General features: G+C 35.2%; 12 protein-coding genes. 11 read left to right on the top strand and 1 reads right to left on the bottom strand.

The annotated features are described in order from the left end of the window. Positions 1 to 21: 21 nt before the first annotated feature. The 6 genes from QY331_05630 to QY331_05655 all read left to right on the top strand — a co-directional run bounded on the left by QY331_05630 (position 22) and on the right by QY331_05655 (position 8511). A complete protein-coding gene (locus QY331_05630; protein WKZ70727.1) occupies positions 22 to 1659 on the top strand; it encodes a T9SS type A sorting domain-containing protein in 1638 nt (545 codons plus the stop codon). A 312-nt stretch (positions 1660 to 1971) separates the two neighbouring features. Then, the gene (locus tag QY331_05635; protein WKZ70728.1) at positions 1972 to 2913 is read left to right on the top strand and encodes an LD-carboxypeptidase; all 942 of its coding nucleotides are present in this window, start codon (positions 1972 to 1974) and stop codon (positions 2911 to 2913) included. Between the two features lie 52 nt (positions 2914 to 2965). Beyond that, positions 2966 to 5671, top strand: coding sequence for a T9SS type A sorting domain-containing protein (locus QY331_05640; GenBank protein ID WKZ70729.1), 2706 nt, complete (start codon positions 2966 to 2968; stop codon positions 5669 to 5671). 257 nt (positions 5672 to 5928) lie between these two features. Further along, complete coding sequence (gene hydE / locus QY331_05645; protein ID WKZ70730.1) at positions 5929 to 6978, top strand: [FeFe] hydrogenase H-cluster radical SAM maturase HydE; 1050 nt, start codon at positions 5929 to 5931, stop codon at positions 6976 to 6978. Positions 6979 to 7096: 118 nt separating this feature from the next. Further along, positions 7097 to 7603, top strand: coding sequence for a tetratricopeptide repeat protein (locus tag QY331_05650; protein WKZ70731.1), 507 nt, complete (start codon positions 7097 to 7099; stop codon positions 7601 to 7603). Then, a complete protein-coding gene (locus tag QY331_05655; protein WKZ70732.1) occupies positions 7603 to 8511 on the top strand; it encodes a DUF58 domain-containing protein in 909 nt (302 codons plus the stop codon). The genes QY331_05650 and QY331_05655 overlap by 1 nt, the downstream gene beginning before the upstream one ends. On the opposite strand, the gene glmM is transcribed toward QY331_05655, so the two are convergent. Next, complete coding sequence (glmM, locus tag QY331_05660; protein WKZ70733.1) at positions 8506 to 9855, bottom strand: phosphoglucosamine mutase; 1350 nt, start codon at positions 9853 to 9855, stop codon at positions 8506 to 8508. The genes QY331_05655 and glmM overlap by 6 nt on opposite strands. 120 nt (positions 9856 to 9975) lie before the next feature. Between glmM and nth the strand changes: the two genes are divergently transcribed. The 5 genes from nth to sucB all read left to right on the top strand — a co-directional run bounded on the left by nth (position 9976) and on the right by sucB (position 16789). After that, positions 9976 to 10692 (top strand): endonuclease III, encoded by a 717-nt coding sequence (nth, locus tag QY331_05665; GenBank protein WKZ70734.1) that lies wholly within the window; start codon positions 9976 to 9978, stop codon positions 10690 to 10692. A 213-nt stretch (positions 10693 to 10905) separates the two neighbouring features. Continuing rightward, positions 10906 to 12309, top strand: coding sequence for a dihydrolipoyl dehydrogenase (gene lpdA / locus QY331_05670; protein ID WKZ70735.1), 1404 nt, complete (start codon positions 10906 to 10908; stop codon positions 12307 to 12309). After that, positions 12287 to 12985, top strand: a complete 699-nt coding sequence (lipB, locus tag QY331_05675) for a lipoyl(octanoyl) transferase LipB (protein WKZ70736.1) — start codon at positions 12287 to 12289, stop codon at positions 12983 to 12985. Before lpdA ends, lipB begins: the two co-directional genes overlap by 23 nt. A 21-nt stretch (positions 12986 to 13006) precedes the next feature. Next, entirely contained in the window at positions 13007 to 15115 is a 2109-nt protein-coding gene (locus tag QY331_05680; protein ID WKZ70737.1) for a dehydrogenase E1 component subunit alpha/beta, read from the top strand. Positions 15116 to 15139: 24 nt separating this feature from the next. Further along, positions 15140 to 16789 carry a 2-oxoglutarate dehydrogenase, E2 component, dihydrolipoamide succinyltransferase gene (sucB, locus tag QY331_05685; GenBank protein ID WKZ70738.1) on the top strand — a complete coding sequence of 550 codons (1650 nt, stop codon included), beginning with the start codon at positions 15140 to 15142 and terminating at the stop codon, positions 16787 to 16789. Positions 16790 to 16798: the final 9 nt, after the last annotated feature.

Here is a 16798-nt window from a genome sequence, read left to right on the forward strand (position 1 = left end):
AAAAATCATAAAGGAGAAGTAATGCTTAAAAAACTTTCCATCTTTATAATGTTGCTTTTTGCCACTAGATCATTTGCTCAAGTAGTAGTATCGAATGATATAGTAGGTAATGTAACCTGGACATCGAATAATGAATATATATTAGACGGATTAATATTTGTAGATTCATTATCTACATTAACAATTGAAGCCGGGACTGTAATAAAAGGAAGATTACAATCAAACATAACAACCGGCGATGGAGCCAGTGCATTGGTTGTAAGACGCGGCGCTCAAATATTTGCAGAAGGTACACCTGAAAGTCCGATCATATTCACAAGTGAATTGGATGACGTAACAGTACCTGATGATTTACTACTTACAGATAGAGGATTGTGGGGAGGATTGATAGTATTAGGTGAAGCAACAACAAACCAACCAACAACCCAAAATCAAATAGAAGGAATTCCGGGAGAATTTAACGCAAGATACGGTGGAAATGATGATAGCGATAACTCTGGAGTATTAAGATATGTATCAATCCGTCACGGAGGATTTTCAATCAGTGGAGTTCCCGGGGATGAAATAAACGGATTAACGATGGGCGCAGTAGGAAGCGGCACAACGATAGAATATATAGAAGTAATAGCAAACTTTGATGACGGCTATGAATGGTTTGGCGGAACAGTAAATACAAGATACTTAGCGGCAATCATGTGCGGGGATGATGCATTTGATTATGATCAAGGCTGGAGAGGCAAGAACCAGTTTTGGTTTGCACTTCAAGGTGAAGATGAAGCCGGAAGAGGAGGAGAACACGACGGTGGGGATGACTGTGAAACATGTGAGCCATATGCAATCCCGATGATATCAAATGCAACATACATTGGTTCTGGTGCAAGTTCAGTTGGAGTAGGTGGAGATGGAAACGATAGAGCAATTTATTTTAGAGATAATGCAGGTGGAAAATATTACAATAGTATATTCACCGATTATGTTGGCGTAGGTTTGAAGATAGAAGATATAGATGGACAAGACAGTAGAACACAGATGGAAAACGATAATTTAGTATTATCAAATAATATTTGGTTTGGTTTTGGAGCAGGTAATGATTTATTAACTATTGCATCGGGAGATCAATGGGCGGCAGATCATTTAGCTGCAAACGGAAATCAAATAGTTGATCCACAATTAAGAGGAATAAGCAGAACAACTGATCGAGGATTAGATCCTAGACCACAATTAAATTCAACTCCAGTCGAATTAGAAGATCAATTTTTCACAAATGTGAATTATCACGGTGCATTTGATCCTGATAATGGTTTGTGGACTGAGGGATGGACAGCAGCATCTTCCTATGGAATCACTACAACAACAGTTGTTGGGGTAGAAACCGAATACGAAAGTTCAATCCCAAACAATTTTGAACTATCACAAAACTATCCGAATCCATTTAACCCAACGACTAAAATTCAGTTTTCTTTACCACAAGCTGATAATATAAAGTTAAGAGTTTACAACGTGCTGGGTCAGCAAGTTGCTGAATTGATTAATGACTTCAAGGCTGCAGGAACTTATACGGTTGACTGGAATGCTGAGAATTTATCATCCGGTATGTATATATATAGACTAGAAGCCGGTGCAAATATCATTACAAAGAAAATGACTTTATTAAAATAAGCTTAACAAACTATCACGATGGTACTCTAGCTGCCATTGTGGTGTACAAAAATCTCTCTCCTTCCTGTATTGTGGTTGATGGGGCACTTTAGGGTGTTCCTTTTTATTTGTACTAATTTGAATATAAAGAAATAATTTCCACCTGATTATCTGAATACATGAAGTAAGATGTAATATAAATCACACTAAGTTGTTATGGGGAAAAAAATTATAATTTTTCTTGTTTTATTTAACCTTTAGTTATATATTAATTCCAATTTGTAAAAGATTTTTAAACTTTGCTGATTATTAATCACTTGTTTTTATAAATTAATGAAAATACTAAAACCCAAAAGGTTACAAAAAGGTGATGTAATCGGGATTATTTCTCCCGCTTCTTCTCCTTTAGATTCTTCTTTAATCGAGAAAGGTACTAGTTATTTAGAACGCCTTGGTTATAAAGTCGAAATTGGTAAATCTGTTGGTAAAGTGTTAGGATATTTGGCCGGCAGTGATGCTGAACGTCTTAATGATATTCATTCAATGTTCCGCAATAAAAATATTAAAGCTGTTTTTTCTTTGCGCGGAGGTTACGGCTCGGCTAGATTATTAGATAAATTAGACTATAACTTGATTCGTAAGAACAATAAAATTTTTGTAGGTTTTAGCGATATCACGGCATTGCAATTAGCACTTTATCATAAAGCCGGAATAATTACATTTGCAGGACCAATGGTAGCGACAAATTTTTCGGCTGAAATAAATTCATTTTCTGAAGAATTTTTTTGGGATTTGATTACAAAAAATCGTAAAATAGGAAAGTTGAAAAATCCGAATGAGGAAAAATTTTTCGTGTTGAATAAGGGTAGAGGTGAGGGCAAACTTCTTGGCGGTAATTTATCAACAATCATATCAATTATGGGTTCTAAATTCTTCCCATCTTTTAGGAATTCGATTTTAATGTTAGAAGAAATAAATGAACCCCCTTACAAAATTGATCGTATGTTTAATCAACTTAGATTAGCAAATATATTTAACAGTGTAAAAGGAATAATTCTTGGAAGATTTGTTGATTGTTATGAAACTGACAAATCTAAAAATACACTCTCTTTAAACGAAATTATTGTGGACTATTTCAAAAATCTAAAAATTCCTGTAATTTACAACGTTAAACATGGGCACATTAGTGATCTTATCACTTTACCGATAGGATTAAATACAAAGTTAAATGCATCAAAAGGTTTTATTGAAATAGCAGAAACCGGAGTATTATAAAAAACTATCAGAAAACAAATTAATTAATTAACAATAACCTTAAGGAGGTTACATGAAAAAACTACTCACTTTAGTAGTTATTTTACTTTTTGCTTCTAACTTCTTCGCTCAAGAAGAAATTAAAAGTTTAAAAGACCAACAAGTGCAAACGGAAAAGGCCATTAAAGCCGGTGAGATTGATGCGAGAGGCATGAATCACTTGTTGTTTAACAAAAAGAAAGAGCTTGGTAAATTAGCTGACCAAACTCAAATTCCTCATGGCCCACAAAATAATGATGTGGTTGTTTATTCAGAAAATTTTGAGGAATTACCTGGATTCCAAGTTGTAAACCACAGAACAGATGCTGGTGTTGGTGATACAACTACTTTTAATGCTTTTAAAGGTGAAGGTGGAGAATATTCATGGTGGATTGGCTCAAATGATCCTTCATTTTTACAACCAGGTTACGGTCATAACTGGAGAGTAGCTCTTGAAACATTCAAATCCTTCCAAGTGCAATCAAGCTTAACTTCAGCTGTTGTTGAATTTGATGCTTTCTACAATCTTGAAGAAGGTTGGGATGGAGTTCACCTACAAGTTGCATCAGCTGCTACTTCAGCTGGTCCTTTCACTAACTGGGCATATGTTGCTTGCTATACGGGCGATACTGGTGGTCAGTGGTTAGAAAACGTTCAAGTTAATATTTCTAGCTATATTGCTTCTCCTGCAAAATGGGTTAAATTCAGATTTGTACTAGTTTCTGAAAGCTCATATGATAGCCAAGATGGCGAAGTTGGCGGATTCAATAATCCTGGTGGTTTCTTCTTCGACAACTTAAAATTAAGAAGAAACAACGTCCCTGAATTAATTTCTGATGGTGGTGACAATAAGTATGAATTCTTACCTTCATATATTGTTGGACCGAATACTGCTTGGGCATTAACAGGAGCAAAATTCAGTAGTGCTGACACGAGCATGGGACACCGTAGTTATCAACCAGGTGAATATCAATCTTTCCGTGTAAGTGGTCCTCCTGCCGATTTATCAGTTGCGGCTCTTGGCGGAAATGATGTTGCACCTCTTTGGTTTGATTTTAAAGTTTTCTCAAATATTCCTTATGATGCAAACGCTCCAGGTGGTGCTTTCACTTATTGGAGACCTTATGCAAGAGTAACAGGTCACCCTGTGTTACCTACTGGTAATTATTTCTTGACAAGCAGTGTTTATGTTGGCCCGTTCAGAAATGGTGATGCAATGGTCAATTATTCAGATAACTTCGGATACATCGATGTTACCGCATTAATTGGTGCTCCGGATGTTAGATTTGGTATTATGTATTTCTCAAATGGTGGATGTACGTTTGATGCGGGACAACTATACTTTGATGATTTTAAAGTTATTCAGAAGAACGATCCATACGAATGGAACGACTATTGCGATACAGCTACATTAGTTGAATATGGGTTTGTTTCAGAATTTGCAAATATTTGGGATGCTTCTGATGTAGATTATTTCTACTTTGAAGGCGAAGCTGGTGACTGGGTTGACATTTATGTTGATAATTCTCAGATCGACGCTATGGTATCATTATTACCACAAGTTGGTCCTTTCAATTCAGTAATTGACAACAGCTCTTGCGGATCACCTATGGTGGCTGGTGCTCCATGCTGTGAATTGTGGTCATATCACGATGGTTATTTCTATGATAGAGTTATCTGGAGATTACCATATACTGGTGGATATTTCATTGAAGTGTACGGTTTTGGTGACACAGGTGGTTATGTAATGTATGTTGATCAATTAACAGCTACTGCAGAAATTGCAAGTATTGCAGATGTACCTGGTGACCAAGGTAAAAATGTTAAGATTCAATTCTCTGCTCCTCAACTAGATACTAAAGATGATGCTGATTTCGATTTCTGGGGTGCTGATGTTGATTTCTATCAAGTTGAAAGAAGAAAGAATCCTATTTCTAACGATTGGGAATACGTACGTGACGTATTAGCATCTGGTAAAGCTGGTTCTACATATACTGTTGAAGCTAACACAGTGTTTGATAGTACAAGTACTACATTCAGAATTAGAACTGTTGGTGGTAATGAAGACAGACAAGGTGAATTTGTTACTGTCAGTGCTAACGCTTTAGGTCAATCATATGACAATATTGCTCCTAGATTTGACGCTGAATACACTGCTGCTGCTCAATCAGGTACAGGTATTGACGTTGGCGCTGAAGTAGATTACGGTGGTGGAAATAATGGTGTTTCTGATATCAGATTCTACAACATCTACAGAGGAACTGAAGCTGGTTTCACACCTGCTGCTGCTAACATGATTGCTACACTTGAAACAAGTGCACTTTCAATCCGTTACAATGACCAAGATTACGATGGTAATGATGAATTCTACTATGTAATTCAAGTTGTTGATGATGGTGGTAACAAAGTTTACTCTAAAGAAGTTAATACAACTACAAATGTTACGGACGAAGCAGTTCCAACTGTTTACAGCTTATCACAAAACTACCCGAACCCATTCAACCCATCTACTACTATTAAGTTCGGTATTCCTCAAGCTGCAGACGTTACTGTTAAGATCTATGACATCTTAGGACAAGAAGTAAAAACATTAATGAACAGAAACTTAGCTGCTGGTTTCCATACAGTTAACTTCGACGCTTCTAACTTGATTTCTGGTATGTACATCTACAGAATCCAAGCAAACGGTGTTGACGGTTCTAACTTCACAGACGTTAAGAAAATGTTGCTTGTTAAGTAAGATTTTTCTTACTGATAAAAAGCCGGACTGTATATGTCCGGCTTTTTTTATGCACTTTTTAACCCTCACATCTTATCCCATATTGCTTAACACTTAGAATAAATATCTAGATTAGTTCTCTCCTTTAAGAATTTTTGTGAAATTCTGAATAAAAATCGCACTTCTTTGTTTGTGGATAGCTTGGTATGTTTATTGTTCATGTGATTGTGAGCTTTTCTTCATAAATATATTCTTTACTGGCTAAAGCAGATTTCCGAATGAATGACAAGATTTTAAATGAAATCCTAGAAAAAGAAAATTTCAGCAGTGATGAGCTTAAGTCCCTCCTAGAACTTGGTGAAAAGCATCAAGTTGAGATGCTATTTAATCGTGCGGACTTGCTAAGGAAAAACTATTTCGGAGATGAAATTCATTTACGGGGAGTGATTGAAATCTCTAATTATTGTAGAAAGAATTGTAATTACTGCGGTTTACGTGATGAAAATTACACTATTAAACGCTACAGAATGGAGCCTGATGAGATAATCGAAATTGCCTCTCAGATTGCCAAACTTGGTATTTATACAATTGTTCTTAAATCCGGTGAAGATGAAAAATTAGATTTAGATTTTATTTCTTATCTAATCTACTCTATTAAAAGCCATACCAATTTAGCAATAATGCTCAGTTTAGGTGAAAGAGGTTTCGATGAATATAAATCATGGAAAATCGCCGGTGCTGATCGATATATACTTAGACACGAAACTTGCGATAAAAAGAAGTATTCACTATACACGAATAAGCAATCTTTCATAAACCGTGTTCAACATTTAAAATATCTTAAAAGATTAGGGTACCAAGTCGGAACCGGTAGCTTAATTGGACTGCCCCTGCAGACTATCGATGATATAATTGATGATATTCTATTGATGAAACAATTAGATGTTGATATTGCTTCATTTGCACCATTTATACCAACGCCACATACACCCTATGAAAATAGACCGGCTGGCGATGTTCTAACTACGTTAAAAGCTATTGCAGTTGCCCGCTTGGTATTAAAGAATACACATATCCCGGCTACTACATCTCTTGATTCACTTGACTTTGAGGGAAGGGAAAAGGGGCTAAATTGCGGCGCTAATGTTGTCATGCCGGATTTCACTCCGCAGCCATACCGGGAGAAGTATTTGTTGTATCCCCAACGAAGATATTCCGAATCTGATCCCATTTCTTCTCATAGAAATTTGCGTCAAAGAATTGAAAAACTCGGTCGTCAAATATCCTTTTCTCGTGGTGATTCATTAAAAAATTCAGTTAATATTTAGATCATTTCTGCAAAATTTAGGGAACATTTCACTCTGGAATTTGTATTTCTTTGGAGGTATTTTTGAAGCCAAACGAAATATAGTTATCTTAATTCTTTAATTAAAATTGGTAAGGAAAATGAGAAAAATTATTGTATTAATGGTAATGTTTAGTATAATATTTGTCGCATGTTCAGGTGAAAATGAAAAAGATTTGATGAATTCGGCAAAGACTAAAATTCAAGATCAGTTGTACGCAGAGGCATTAGTAGATTTTGAAAAAATAGTGAACGATTTCCCCGAAACGGATGAAGCGGGTCTAGCTTTTTTAGAAATGGCAAAACTATATCAAGGTAGAGCGATTAAGACCTTGAGTGAAAAAGAATCATATATAAAGGCTGTTGAATATTATCAAGTTGTTAGTAACGAATACTCTCACATTGAGGAAGCCCCTGGTGCATTATTTATGAGTGGATTTTTATTAGCGAATGAAATTCATGATTTAGATAATGCGAAATTAGCTTATGAATCTTTTCTTTCAAAATATCCCGAGCATGAGTTAGCACCATCTGCACAAAGTGAATTGGATAATCTAGGTTTGACCCCCGAAGAAATCCTAGAAAGAGCAGTTGCACAGCCTAAATAGTGGCACTAGATAAATCGCAATATCGCAGTTATTTAGAGCCGGCACTCATATCAAAATTAGCCTCTCTCGAACTAAAAGCACGTAATGTTGTTGAAGGTTTTATGGTGGGACTTCATAAAAGTCCCTACCATGGTTTTTCTGTTGAATTTTCGGAACACCGTCCCTATATGCAAGGCGATCAATTAAAAGATATTGATTGGAAGGTTTACGCAAAAAGTGATCGTTACTATATCAAACAATATGAAGAAGAGACAAATCTAATTGCTCATATATTTTTAGATGTAAGCAAGTCAATGGATTTTAAAAACCAAGGCAGTATAACAAAGCTGGAATACGCAAAAATATTGGCAGCATCATTATCATATATGTTAATACAGCAGCAAGACTCGGTAGGTCTAGGTCTATTCTCCGATAGATTGGAAACTTATCTTCCTCCAAAATCATCTAGAATTTATTTGAAAAATATTTTAACGGAGATAAATAATGTTTCAGCATCAAATAAAACAAATACGGCTGACTGCTTAAGTCAAGTAAGTGAGAAAATTAAAAGAAGGGGAATGGTAATATTAATTTCGGATTTTTTTGATGACATTGCGAAAGTTCTATCCGCATTAAAGAAACTTCACTACAAAAAGAACGATGTAATTCTTTTCCAAATACTTGATCCGATTGAACAAAGTTTTGCATTTGATCGGAGCGGAGTATTCGTAGATTTAGAAAGTGGTGAGGAGATGACAACACAACCATTGCAGATTAAAGCCTCTTATCGTGAAGCCTTCATTGAATATTTAGCAAAACTTAAAAAGGAATGTTTAAGTTTTGGAATTGAATACAATCTTATAAATACCAACGAATCGTTCGATACAGCTTTATTGAGTTTTATTAAACGTCGAGCAAAAATCTTATAGCAGTTTCTTTAATTCATTAAAATAATTTTTCATATACTTTTCTGCGTTTTCTTTTGTCTCAGCTTCAACAATGCATCTAATAATTGGTTCTGTATTCGATTTACGGAAATGCACCCAATGATCTTCGAAATCTATTCTTAACCCGTCTTCTGTGTTAATATTGTCTTCTTTATATATATCAATTAACTTGTCAACAATCTCATCCGGTTTTCTATTGCCTGTTTCAACTTTCCCTTTTACGATGTGATACTGAGGTAGACTATTTTTCAACTCGCTCATACTTCCGCCGAATTCTAATAAATGTTGGAGAGTGAGAACAGTTCCGATTAATGCATCTCTTCCATAATGTAACTCCGGTAAAATTACACCACCGCTTCCTTCACCTCCGATAATTGCATTGACTTCCTTCATCCTTTTAACAACATTAGCTTCACCAACAGCTGAACGATGAACTTTCACAGCAAATTGATTTGCAATATCGTCAACAGCGCGAGTTGTCGATAGATTAATAACTACATCACCTTTAGCTTTTCCTAAAACAAATTTTACTGCTTGAGTGATTGTATTTTCTTCAATAAACGGCTCACCATTTTCTGTTATTAAAACAAGCCTGTCAACATCCGGATCAACGACAATTCCAATATCTGAATTACTTTCTTTTACGGCTTGCAAAGTTTCGGTTAAATTTTCGGGAATTGGTTCTGGGAGTCGAGGAAATATGCCACTTTTATCGCAGTTTAGTTTTACAATATCACAACCAAGTTCTTCCAATAACTGCGGCATTATATAACTTCCTGCACCATTTACACAATCGAGTAACACTTTAAATTTTCTTTTGCGAATTGCATCAACATCTATATACTTTGATATAAGTACATCTTCTAAATGATTTTTTAATGCTTCATCAGAAACTGTAAGTTTTCCTAATTCATTCCAACTAGCTAGCTTACCGGGCTTTTCTAACAAATGTAACATCTCTTTATTTTGTTCGGGAGTCATAAACTCGCCTTCACTATTTAATAGTTTTAGTGCATTCCATTCATTCGGATTATGACTCGCGGATATTTGAATTCCGCCAATACAATTAAGTTTTTTTACGTTATATAAAACTGTAGGAGTAGGAGTAATGCCAATATCAACAACATCATTCCCTTTTGCTAAAAGTGTACCGACAATTAAATTCTTTACCATTGTTCCGGTGATTCTGCCATCGGAACCAATTACAATTTTTCCTCTTCCGCAAAAATCGGCATATGCTTGAGTATATTTTACAATTGTTTCGGGATCTAATCCATCACCAACAATTCCTCGTATTCCGGATACACTAACCATCAATGTCGGCATCATTACTCCATAATATTATTTTAATTGAACAAAGATAACACAAATGGACTTTAGTTTAAAAGAAGTTGGTCTTATTGATTGTATCAATTATCTTAATGAATAACAAAAATCTACTTACTTATGAATGAAAAAAATAAACTAATTAAAAAAGTAGATGCACTTCTGGTAAAACATTTTGGAATTCCAAAACGTGCATCAAAACTGCCGAATCCTGTTGATATGCTTATTGCTACAATTCTTTCGCAGAATACAAATGATAATAATTCGTACAAAGCTTTTCAAAAATTAAAAGAAAAATATCCGACATGGGAAGAAGCAGCCAAAGCAAAAAGGATTTCAATTGAATCTGTTATAAAAATTGCGGGATTAGGAAAGCAAAAATCTCATGCTATAAAAAATTTCTTAAGTGAAATAGTTAAAAAGGAAAATGAAATTTCGTTGGAATATCTTAAAGATATAAACGAACAAAAAGCAATTGAAGCATTGATGAGTTATAATGGAGTTGGAGTTAAAACCGCTAGTTGTGTTTTACTTTTTGCGATGGATAGAAATATTTGCCCTGTTGATACACATGTGCATCGAACGGTAAATAGGATTGGCATTGTCTCGGCAAAAACTCCCGACAAAACTTTTGAAAAATTAAATAAGGATTTCCCGCCGAAAATTGCTCATTCATTTCACACAAATCTTATTCGTCTTGGTAGAGAAATATGTAAACCGAAAAATCCAAGTTGTGGAATCTGTCCGCTTAATAAAATTTGTAATTACGAAGAAAAAAACATGCTATTAAAATGTTCATACAAAAAAAATGATTTTATGCTGCTCGATCACGTATAGATATTATTCATACAATAGTCATAATAACTAAAGCTTAGCTCTATGGTTATCAATTCAATACAAACTCTCAACAAACTATAAATCGTAAAATCGAATAAAACGGTCGAATTTGACACTTTATAATCAGATTCATTGTTTTATTTTGAGTGGTATCTTCACTATATTTAAAATCTTCATCTAATCGTTTTGGGCAATCGAAAGGAACAAAAATTCATGAGTAAAAGTTATGATATTGTAGTTTTAGGCGGTGGACCCGGCGGATATGTTGCCGCAATTAGAGCCGCTCAACTTGGGTACAAAACTGCTATTATTGAAAAAGATAATTTAGGCGGTGTTTGTCTGAATTGGGGTTGTATCCCAACGAAATCACTGCTAAAAAATGCAGAGCTGTATGATTTGGCAAAGAATCATTCTGATGAATATGGACTATCATTTACCGACTTAAAATTCGATTTCGCAAAAATTATCCAAAGAAGCCGGGGAGTTTCTGAAAAAATTGTAAAAGGTGTTCAATTCTTAGTTAAGAAAAACAAGATCGATCACATCCAAGGATTCGGGAAATTTATTTCAAAAAATAAATTAGAAGTTCTTGATTCAAATAAAAAAAAGATTGAGGAAGTTGAAGGTAAACATATCATCATTGCAACAGGAGCAAGACCACGTTCAATAGATGCAATTCCAATCGATCATAAAAATATTATTACTAGTACCGAAGCAATGAGTTTAGATAAACAACCAAAAGATCTAATTGTAATTGGTGCGGGCGCAATAGGTGTTGAGTTTGCGTATTTCTACAATGTGCTCGGTACTGAAGTAACTATTATTGAAATGATGGATAACATTTTACCAATTGAGGATAAAGAAGTGTCCGACACTTTAGCTCGAAGTTTCAAAAAACGTGGTATAAAAATTCATACTGGAACAAAAGTAGAAAAAGCTGAAACTAAAGGTAAAAGTGTTGTTGTAACAATTGAAAAGAATGGGAAAAAGGAAGAACTGAAAGCCGAGAAAGTTCTTAGCGCCATTGGTGTTCAAGGAAACGTTGAAGGAATCGGATTGGAAGAGATAGGTGTAGAAATTGAAAAGGGCCATATAAAAGTAGATAAGCATACTTACAAAACCAACATCGATGGAGTTTATGCTATTGGCGATGTTATCGGTGCTCCATGGCTTGCTCATGTCGCTTCACACGAAGGTGTTCATTGTATAGAAAAAATTCATGGCATAAATCACGGCTCCATTGATTACAACTCAATACCCGGATGTACTTATTGTCAACCTCAAGTTGCAAGTATCGGATTAACCGAAGCAAAAGCAAAAGAAAAAGGATACGAATACAAGGTTGGTAAATTCCCTTACTCTGCAAGCGGTAAAGCAGGTGCAATTGGTGAACGCGAGGGATTTGTTAAAATTATTTTTGATTCTAAATACGGTGAAATATTAGGTGCGCATATTATCGGTGCGGAAGCAACTGAATTAATTGCTGAAATTGGAATTGCTAAATCACTTGAAGCAACTTACGAAACAATATTAGGAACGGTACACGCTCATCCAACATTATCCGAGATGGTGATGGAAGCTGCAGGACAAGCTTATGGCGAAGCAATCCACATATAGAACTTTTGATTATATTGATCTTGATTTCATTGATTACGATAAAGCATGGGATTTACAGAAAGAGATATTCAAATTGAGAACAGGTGACGAAATAAATGATACTTTCTTTTTGTTGGAACATCCTCATACATATACTTTGGGTAAAACAGCAGATAAGAAAAATTTAATAAGCAATGAAGCTTTCTTAAACAAGTATGGTATTAAGGTTTATGATATTGATCGTGGTGGTGACATAACTTATCACGGTCCGGGACAAATTGTTGGTTATCCCATAATAAAATTAAGTGAATGGAAAGAAGATACTCATCTTTACCTTCGTAACTTAGAGCAAATTATTATTGATGTTTGCTCGGATTATGGACTTCAAACCGGAAGAATTGATGGTCTAACCGGGGTCTGGATTGAAGATCGTAAAATTGCGGCAATCGGTATTAAGGTCTCACGATGGATAACAATGCACGGTTTTGCTTTCAACATCAATACGGATTTGAATTTATTTAATGGAATTATTCCTTGCGGTATTACGAATAAAAAAGTAACATCGTTACAACATGAACTTGGTAAAGAAGTAAGTATAAATGAAGTGAAAGAGAAATTAGTAGAAAAGTTTAAACATGCATTTAGTTATGATACTTATAAGGTTGTTCTAAAAGATTCATTTGAAAAAGTAAATTGAAATTAGATAAAGGATTTTCTAATGGCAAAAGAGAATAAAGAAGAAATAATAACGGAAGAACAAAATACTTCCAATAAAAAAAATGGTAAAGCTCCTACCGGTAAGTTAGATCACTTTGGGGGAATGACTAAAGAAGAATTAATGAATATTCTTCGTTTGATGTCGCTCGGACGTCAAATGGATAATAAAATCATGAATCTTCTCAAACAAGGTAAAGTCTTTTTCCACATTGCCGGTTCTGGTCATGAAGCAACTCAAGTTGCATTCGGACTCGCAATGAAACCTAAAAAAGATTGGGCATTCCCTTATTATCGAGACATGGCATTTATGTTAGCGCTTGGGACAAAAATTGAAGATGTGTTCCTCGCCCAAATGGGTAAAGCCGATGATCCAATGACCGGTGGTAGACAAATGCCTTGTCATTGGGCATCAAAGGAGTTTAATGTACCAACGCAATCAAGTCCTACCGGTACTCAATTCTTACAAGCTGTCGGTGCTGCTTTAGCTGGAAGAAAAAAAGGTGATGATACAGTAGTTTATGTAAGTGCCGGCGAAGGTACAACGAGTGAAGGTGAATTCTATGAAGCAGTTAATTGGGCGGCTCGTGAAAAACTTCCGGTTGTTTTTGTAATTCAAAATAATAAATGGGCAATTTCTGTCCCTGTACAAGGTCAGAATTCAGGAAGAAATAACTCGGTTGCAGAGATGATGAAAGGTCACGAAAATTTATTGCGAATGGAAGTTGATGGAACTGATTTTTTCAAAGTGAATGCTGCAGCTCAATCCGCATTTAAATATGCCAGACAAGGAAAAGGACCTGCTTTAATTGAAGCTCATGTTGTTAGACTTCTTTCTCATTCATCTTCTGATGATCAAAAAAAATATAGACCACAAGATTCGCTTGAAGAAGATCTCAAAAAAGATCCTATTGAACAGTTCGCTAATAAATTAATTGAGAAGGGAATCCTTACTGAATTAGCGTATAAAGAATTCCAAAAAGAAATTAAAAATCACATTGATGAAGCAGCCGATTGGGCATTAAAGCAATCTGATCCCGAACCGGAATCAGCTATTAAATATGTATTAGATGAAAGCGGCAAACGTGATAAACTTGAATATGAAAAAGGTAAACTCGATGGTAAACCGGCTGTAATGGTTGATGCCATTAATCATGCACTTCGTGAAGAAATGGAGCGAAACGAAAAAATTTATGTTTTTGGTGAAGATGTCGCTGATGGAAAAGGTGGAGTATTTACTGCAACAAAAGGTTTATCGACTCAATTTGGTAACGATCGTGTTTTTAATTCGCCTCTTGCCGAAGCAAGCATTATGGGTGTTGCGATTGGTATGGCTTTAACGGGATTAAAACCTTGTGTTGAAATTCAATTCGGCGATTACATTTGGCCTGCATTCATGCAGATGCGTGATGAACTTGTAATGTATAGATATCGTTCAAATAATTTGTTTGAAGCTCCGGTTGTTACAAGAGTTGCCGTCGGTGGTTATATTCATGGCGGACTTTATCATAGTCAGAATATTGAAGGATTTTTCTCACATATGCCCGGAATATTAATTGCTTATCCTTCAAATGCAGCTGATGCAAAAGGATTATTAAAAACTGCATTACGATTGAATGACCCGGTACTCTTCTTGGAACACAAAGGATTATATAGACAGAGTCACTCAACCGCACCTGAACCTTCAGCAGAATATTTATTGCCTTTTGGTAAAGCTAATGTTGTAAAAGAAGGAACTGACTTAACAATTATCACATGGGGCGCAATCGTTCATGAAGCTAAGTTTGCGGTAAAAAAAGTTGAAGAGGAAGAAGGTTGTTCAATTGAAGTAATTGACATCAGAACTATTCATCCGCTCGATGAAGAAACAATTTACAAATCGGTACGAAAAACCGGTAAAGCAATTATCATGCATGAAGATACACTTACCTCCGGATTTGGTGCCGAAATTGCTGCAAGAATTTCCGCAAATTGTTTTGAAAGTTTAGATGGACCGATCATGAGAGTTGGTGCGAAAGATACACCGATTCCTTATCATCCAAATCTTGAAAGTTATATACTTCCTACAAGAAATAATATTGTTGAATCAATCAGAAATATAATTCGTTATTAAAACTGAACTCAAAAGGAAAATAAAATGAAAGTTGATGTTGTAATGCCAAAAATGGGCGAAAGTGTTAACGAAGGAACAATTATTAAATGGCATAAGAAAAAAGGCGATAAAGTTGAAAAGGATGAAATTATTTTTGAGATAAGTACCGATAAAGTTGATACTGAAATTCCAAGTCCCGAAAACGGAATTTTATCCGACATAAAAGCTTTTGAAAACGAAACAGTTGAAGTAGGAGCGGTTGTTGCAGTTATCGAGACAAATGGCGAAGCTGCTGTTGAAGATTCGAAAAAAGAAGAAGAGACAAAAGCAGAAGAGGAACCTTCAACCACTCAAGTTGGCGGTGAGTTAGTTGATATACCAATGCCCAAAATGGGTGAATCGGTTATGGAAGGAACAATTATCAAATGGCATAAAAAAGAAGGCGATAAAGTTGAGAGAGATGAAATTTTATTTGAAATAAGCACAGATAAAGTTGATACCGAAGTACCTTCACCGGTTGAAGGAACTCTGGTTGAAATCATAACCGGGGAAAATGAAACTGTTGAAGTCGGACAAACAGTTGCAAGAGTATCATCAGGTTCGGGAATTGCAAGAAAGAAAGAAAGTATTTCAAGTAGTTCCAAACCAGAAAAAGCTAAAGAAGAAAAAGTTGATGAAGAAACAAAGACCGAAACACGAGAAAAACAATCTGAACAAAAAGTAGATACATCTTCTTCGGATAGATTTTATTCACCGTTAGTTATGAAAATTGCCAACACCGAAAACGTTTCCTATGATGAATTAGAAACTATCGAAGGAACCGGAATAAACGGACGTGTTTCTAAGAATGATATACTAAAATATATTGAAGATAGAAAAAGCGGAAAGACTTCTGCACCTAAGAAACCTCAACAATCTCAGCAAACAACCACTAGTCAAAAACCATCAGTTCCAAAAGAAACTGCACAACCAACCTGGGAAGCCGGTGAAGGTGTTGAATTGATACCGATGGATAATATTCGTCAAAGAATTATGTATCACATGGTTAACAGTCGAGATACGTCGGTTCACGTCACGGCAGTAATTGAAACGGATATGACCAAAGTGCATAATTTTATTCAAAAGAATAAGCAGAAGTTTTTAGAAAGCGAAAGAATAAAATTAACTTATATGCCTTTCATATCTTATGCGGTCATTAAAGCTTTGAAAGAATATCCGTTTTTGAATGCATCAATCGATGGGAATAACATTGCAGTTAAAAAGTATATAAATCTTGGTATCGCAGTTGCAGTAGAACCAAATGGACTAATTGTCCCGAATATTAAAAAAGCGGACGAAAAAAATATTCGTGGACTCACAAAATCTATTATGGAATTAAGTGAAAAATCGCGAACAAAAAAATTAATGCCTGATGATATCATGAACGGAACATTTACTATTACGAATTATGGAGTATTCGGTTCATTATTCGGTACCCCAATTATTAATCAACCTGAAGTCGGAATTTTAGGAATTGGATCGGTAACTAAAAAACCTGTCGTTGTTGAAGTTGACGGCACTGATACGATTGCAATAAAACCGATGATGTATTTATCACTAAGCCATGATCATAGATTAGTTGACGGAATGCTTGGCGGTAAATTCTTAAAGTCAATTAAAGATACTTTAGAAAATTTTGATACATCTATTTTTTAAAAACTTGCG

The organism is Melioribacteraceae bacterium (assembly GCA_030584085.1).
GTDB lineage: Bacteria > Bacteroidota > Ignavibacteria > Ignavibacteriales > Melioribacteraceae > SURF-28.

What these genes read in the sequence shown, in the direction of transcription:
- QY331_05630 (WKZ70727.1), top strand. Translation starts at nt 22, where the DNA reads ATGCTTAAAAAACTTTCCATCTTTATAATGTTGCTTTTTGCCACTAGA.
- QY331_05635 (WKZ70728.1), top strand. Translation starts at nt 1,972, where the DNA reads ATGAAAATACTAAAACCCAAAAGGTTACAAAAAGGTGATGTAATCGGG.
- QY331_05640 (WKZ70729.1), top strand. Translation starts at nt 2,966, where the DNA reads ATGAAAAAACTACTCACTTTAGTAGTTATTTTACTTTTTGCTTCTAAC.
- hydE (WKZ70730.1), top strand. Translation starts at nt 5,929, where the DNA reads ATGAATGACAAGATTTTAAATGAAATCCTAGAAAAAGAAAATTTCAGC.
- QY331_05650 (WKZ70731.1), top strand. Translation starts at nt 7,097, where the DNA reads ATGAGAAAAATTATTGTATTAATGGTAATGTTTAGTATAATATTTGTC.
- glmM (WKZ70733.1), bottom strand. Translation starts at nt 9,855, where the DNA reads ATGCCGACATTGATGGTTAGTGTATCCGGAATACGAGGAATTGTTGGT.
- nth (WKZ70734.1), top strand. Translation starts at nt 9,976, where the DNA reads ATGAATGAAAAAAATAAACTAATTAAAAAAGTAGATGCACTTCTGGTA.
- lpdA (WKZ70735.1), top strand. Translation starts at nt 10,906, where the DNA reads ATGAGTAAAAGTTATGATATTGTAGTTTTAGGCGGTGGACCCGGCGGA.
- lipB (WKZ70736.1), top strand. Translation starts at nt 12,287, where the DNA reads ATGGCGAAGCAATCCACATATAGAACTTTTGATTATATTGATCTTGAT.
- QY331_05680 (WKZ70737.1), top strand. Translation starts at nt 13,007, where the DNA reads ATGGCAAAAGAGAATAAAGAAGAAATAATAACGGAAGAACAAAATACT.
- sucB (WKZ70738.1), top strand. Translation starts at nt 15,140, where the DNA reads ATGAAAGTTGATGTTGTAATGCCAAAAATGGGCGAAAGTGTTAACGAA.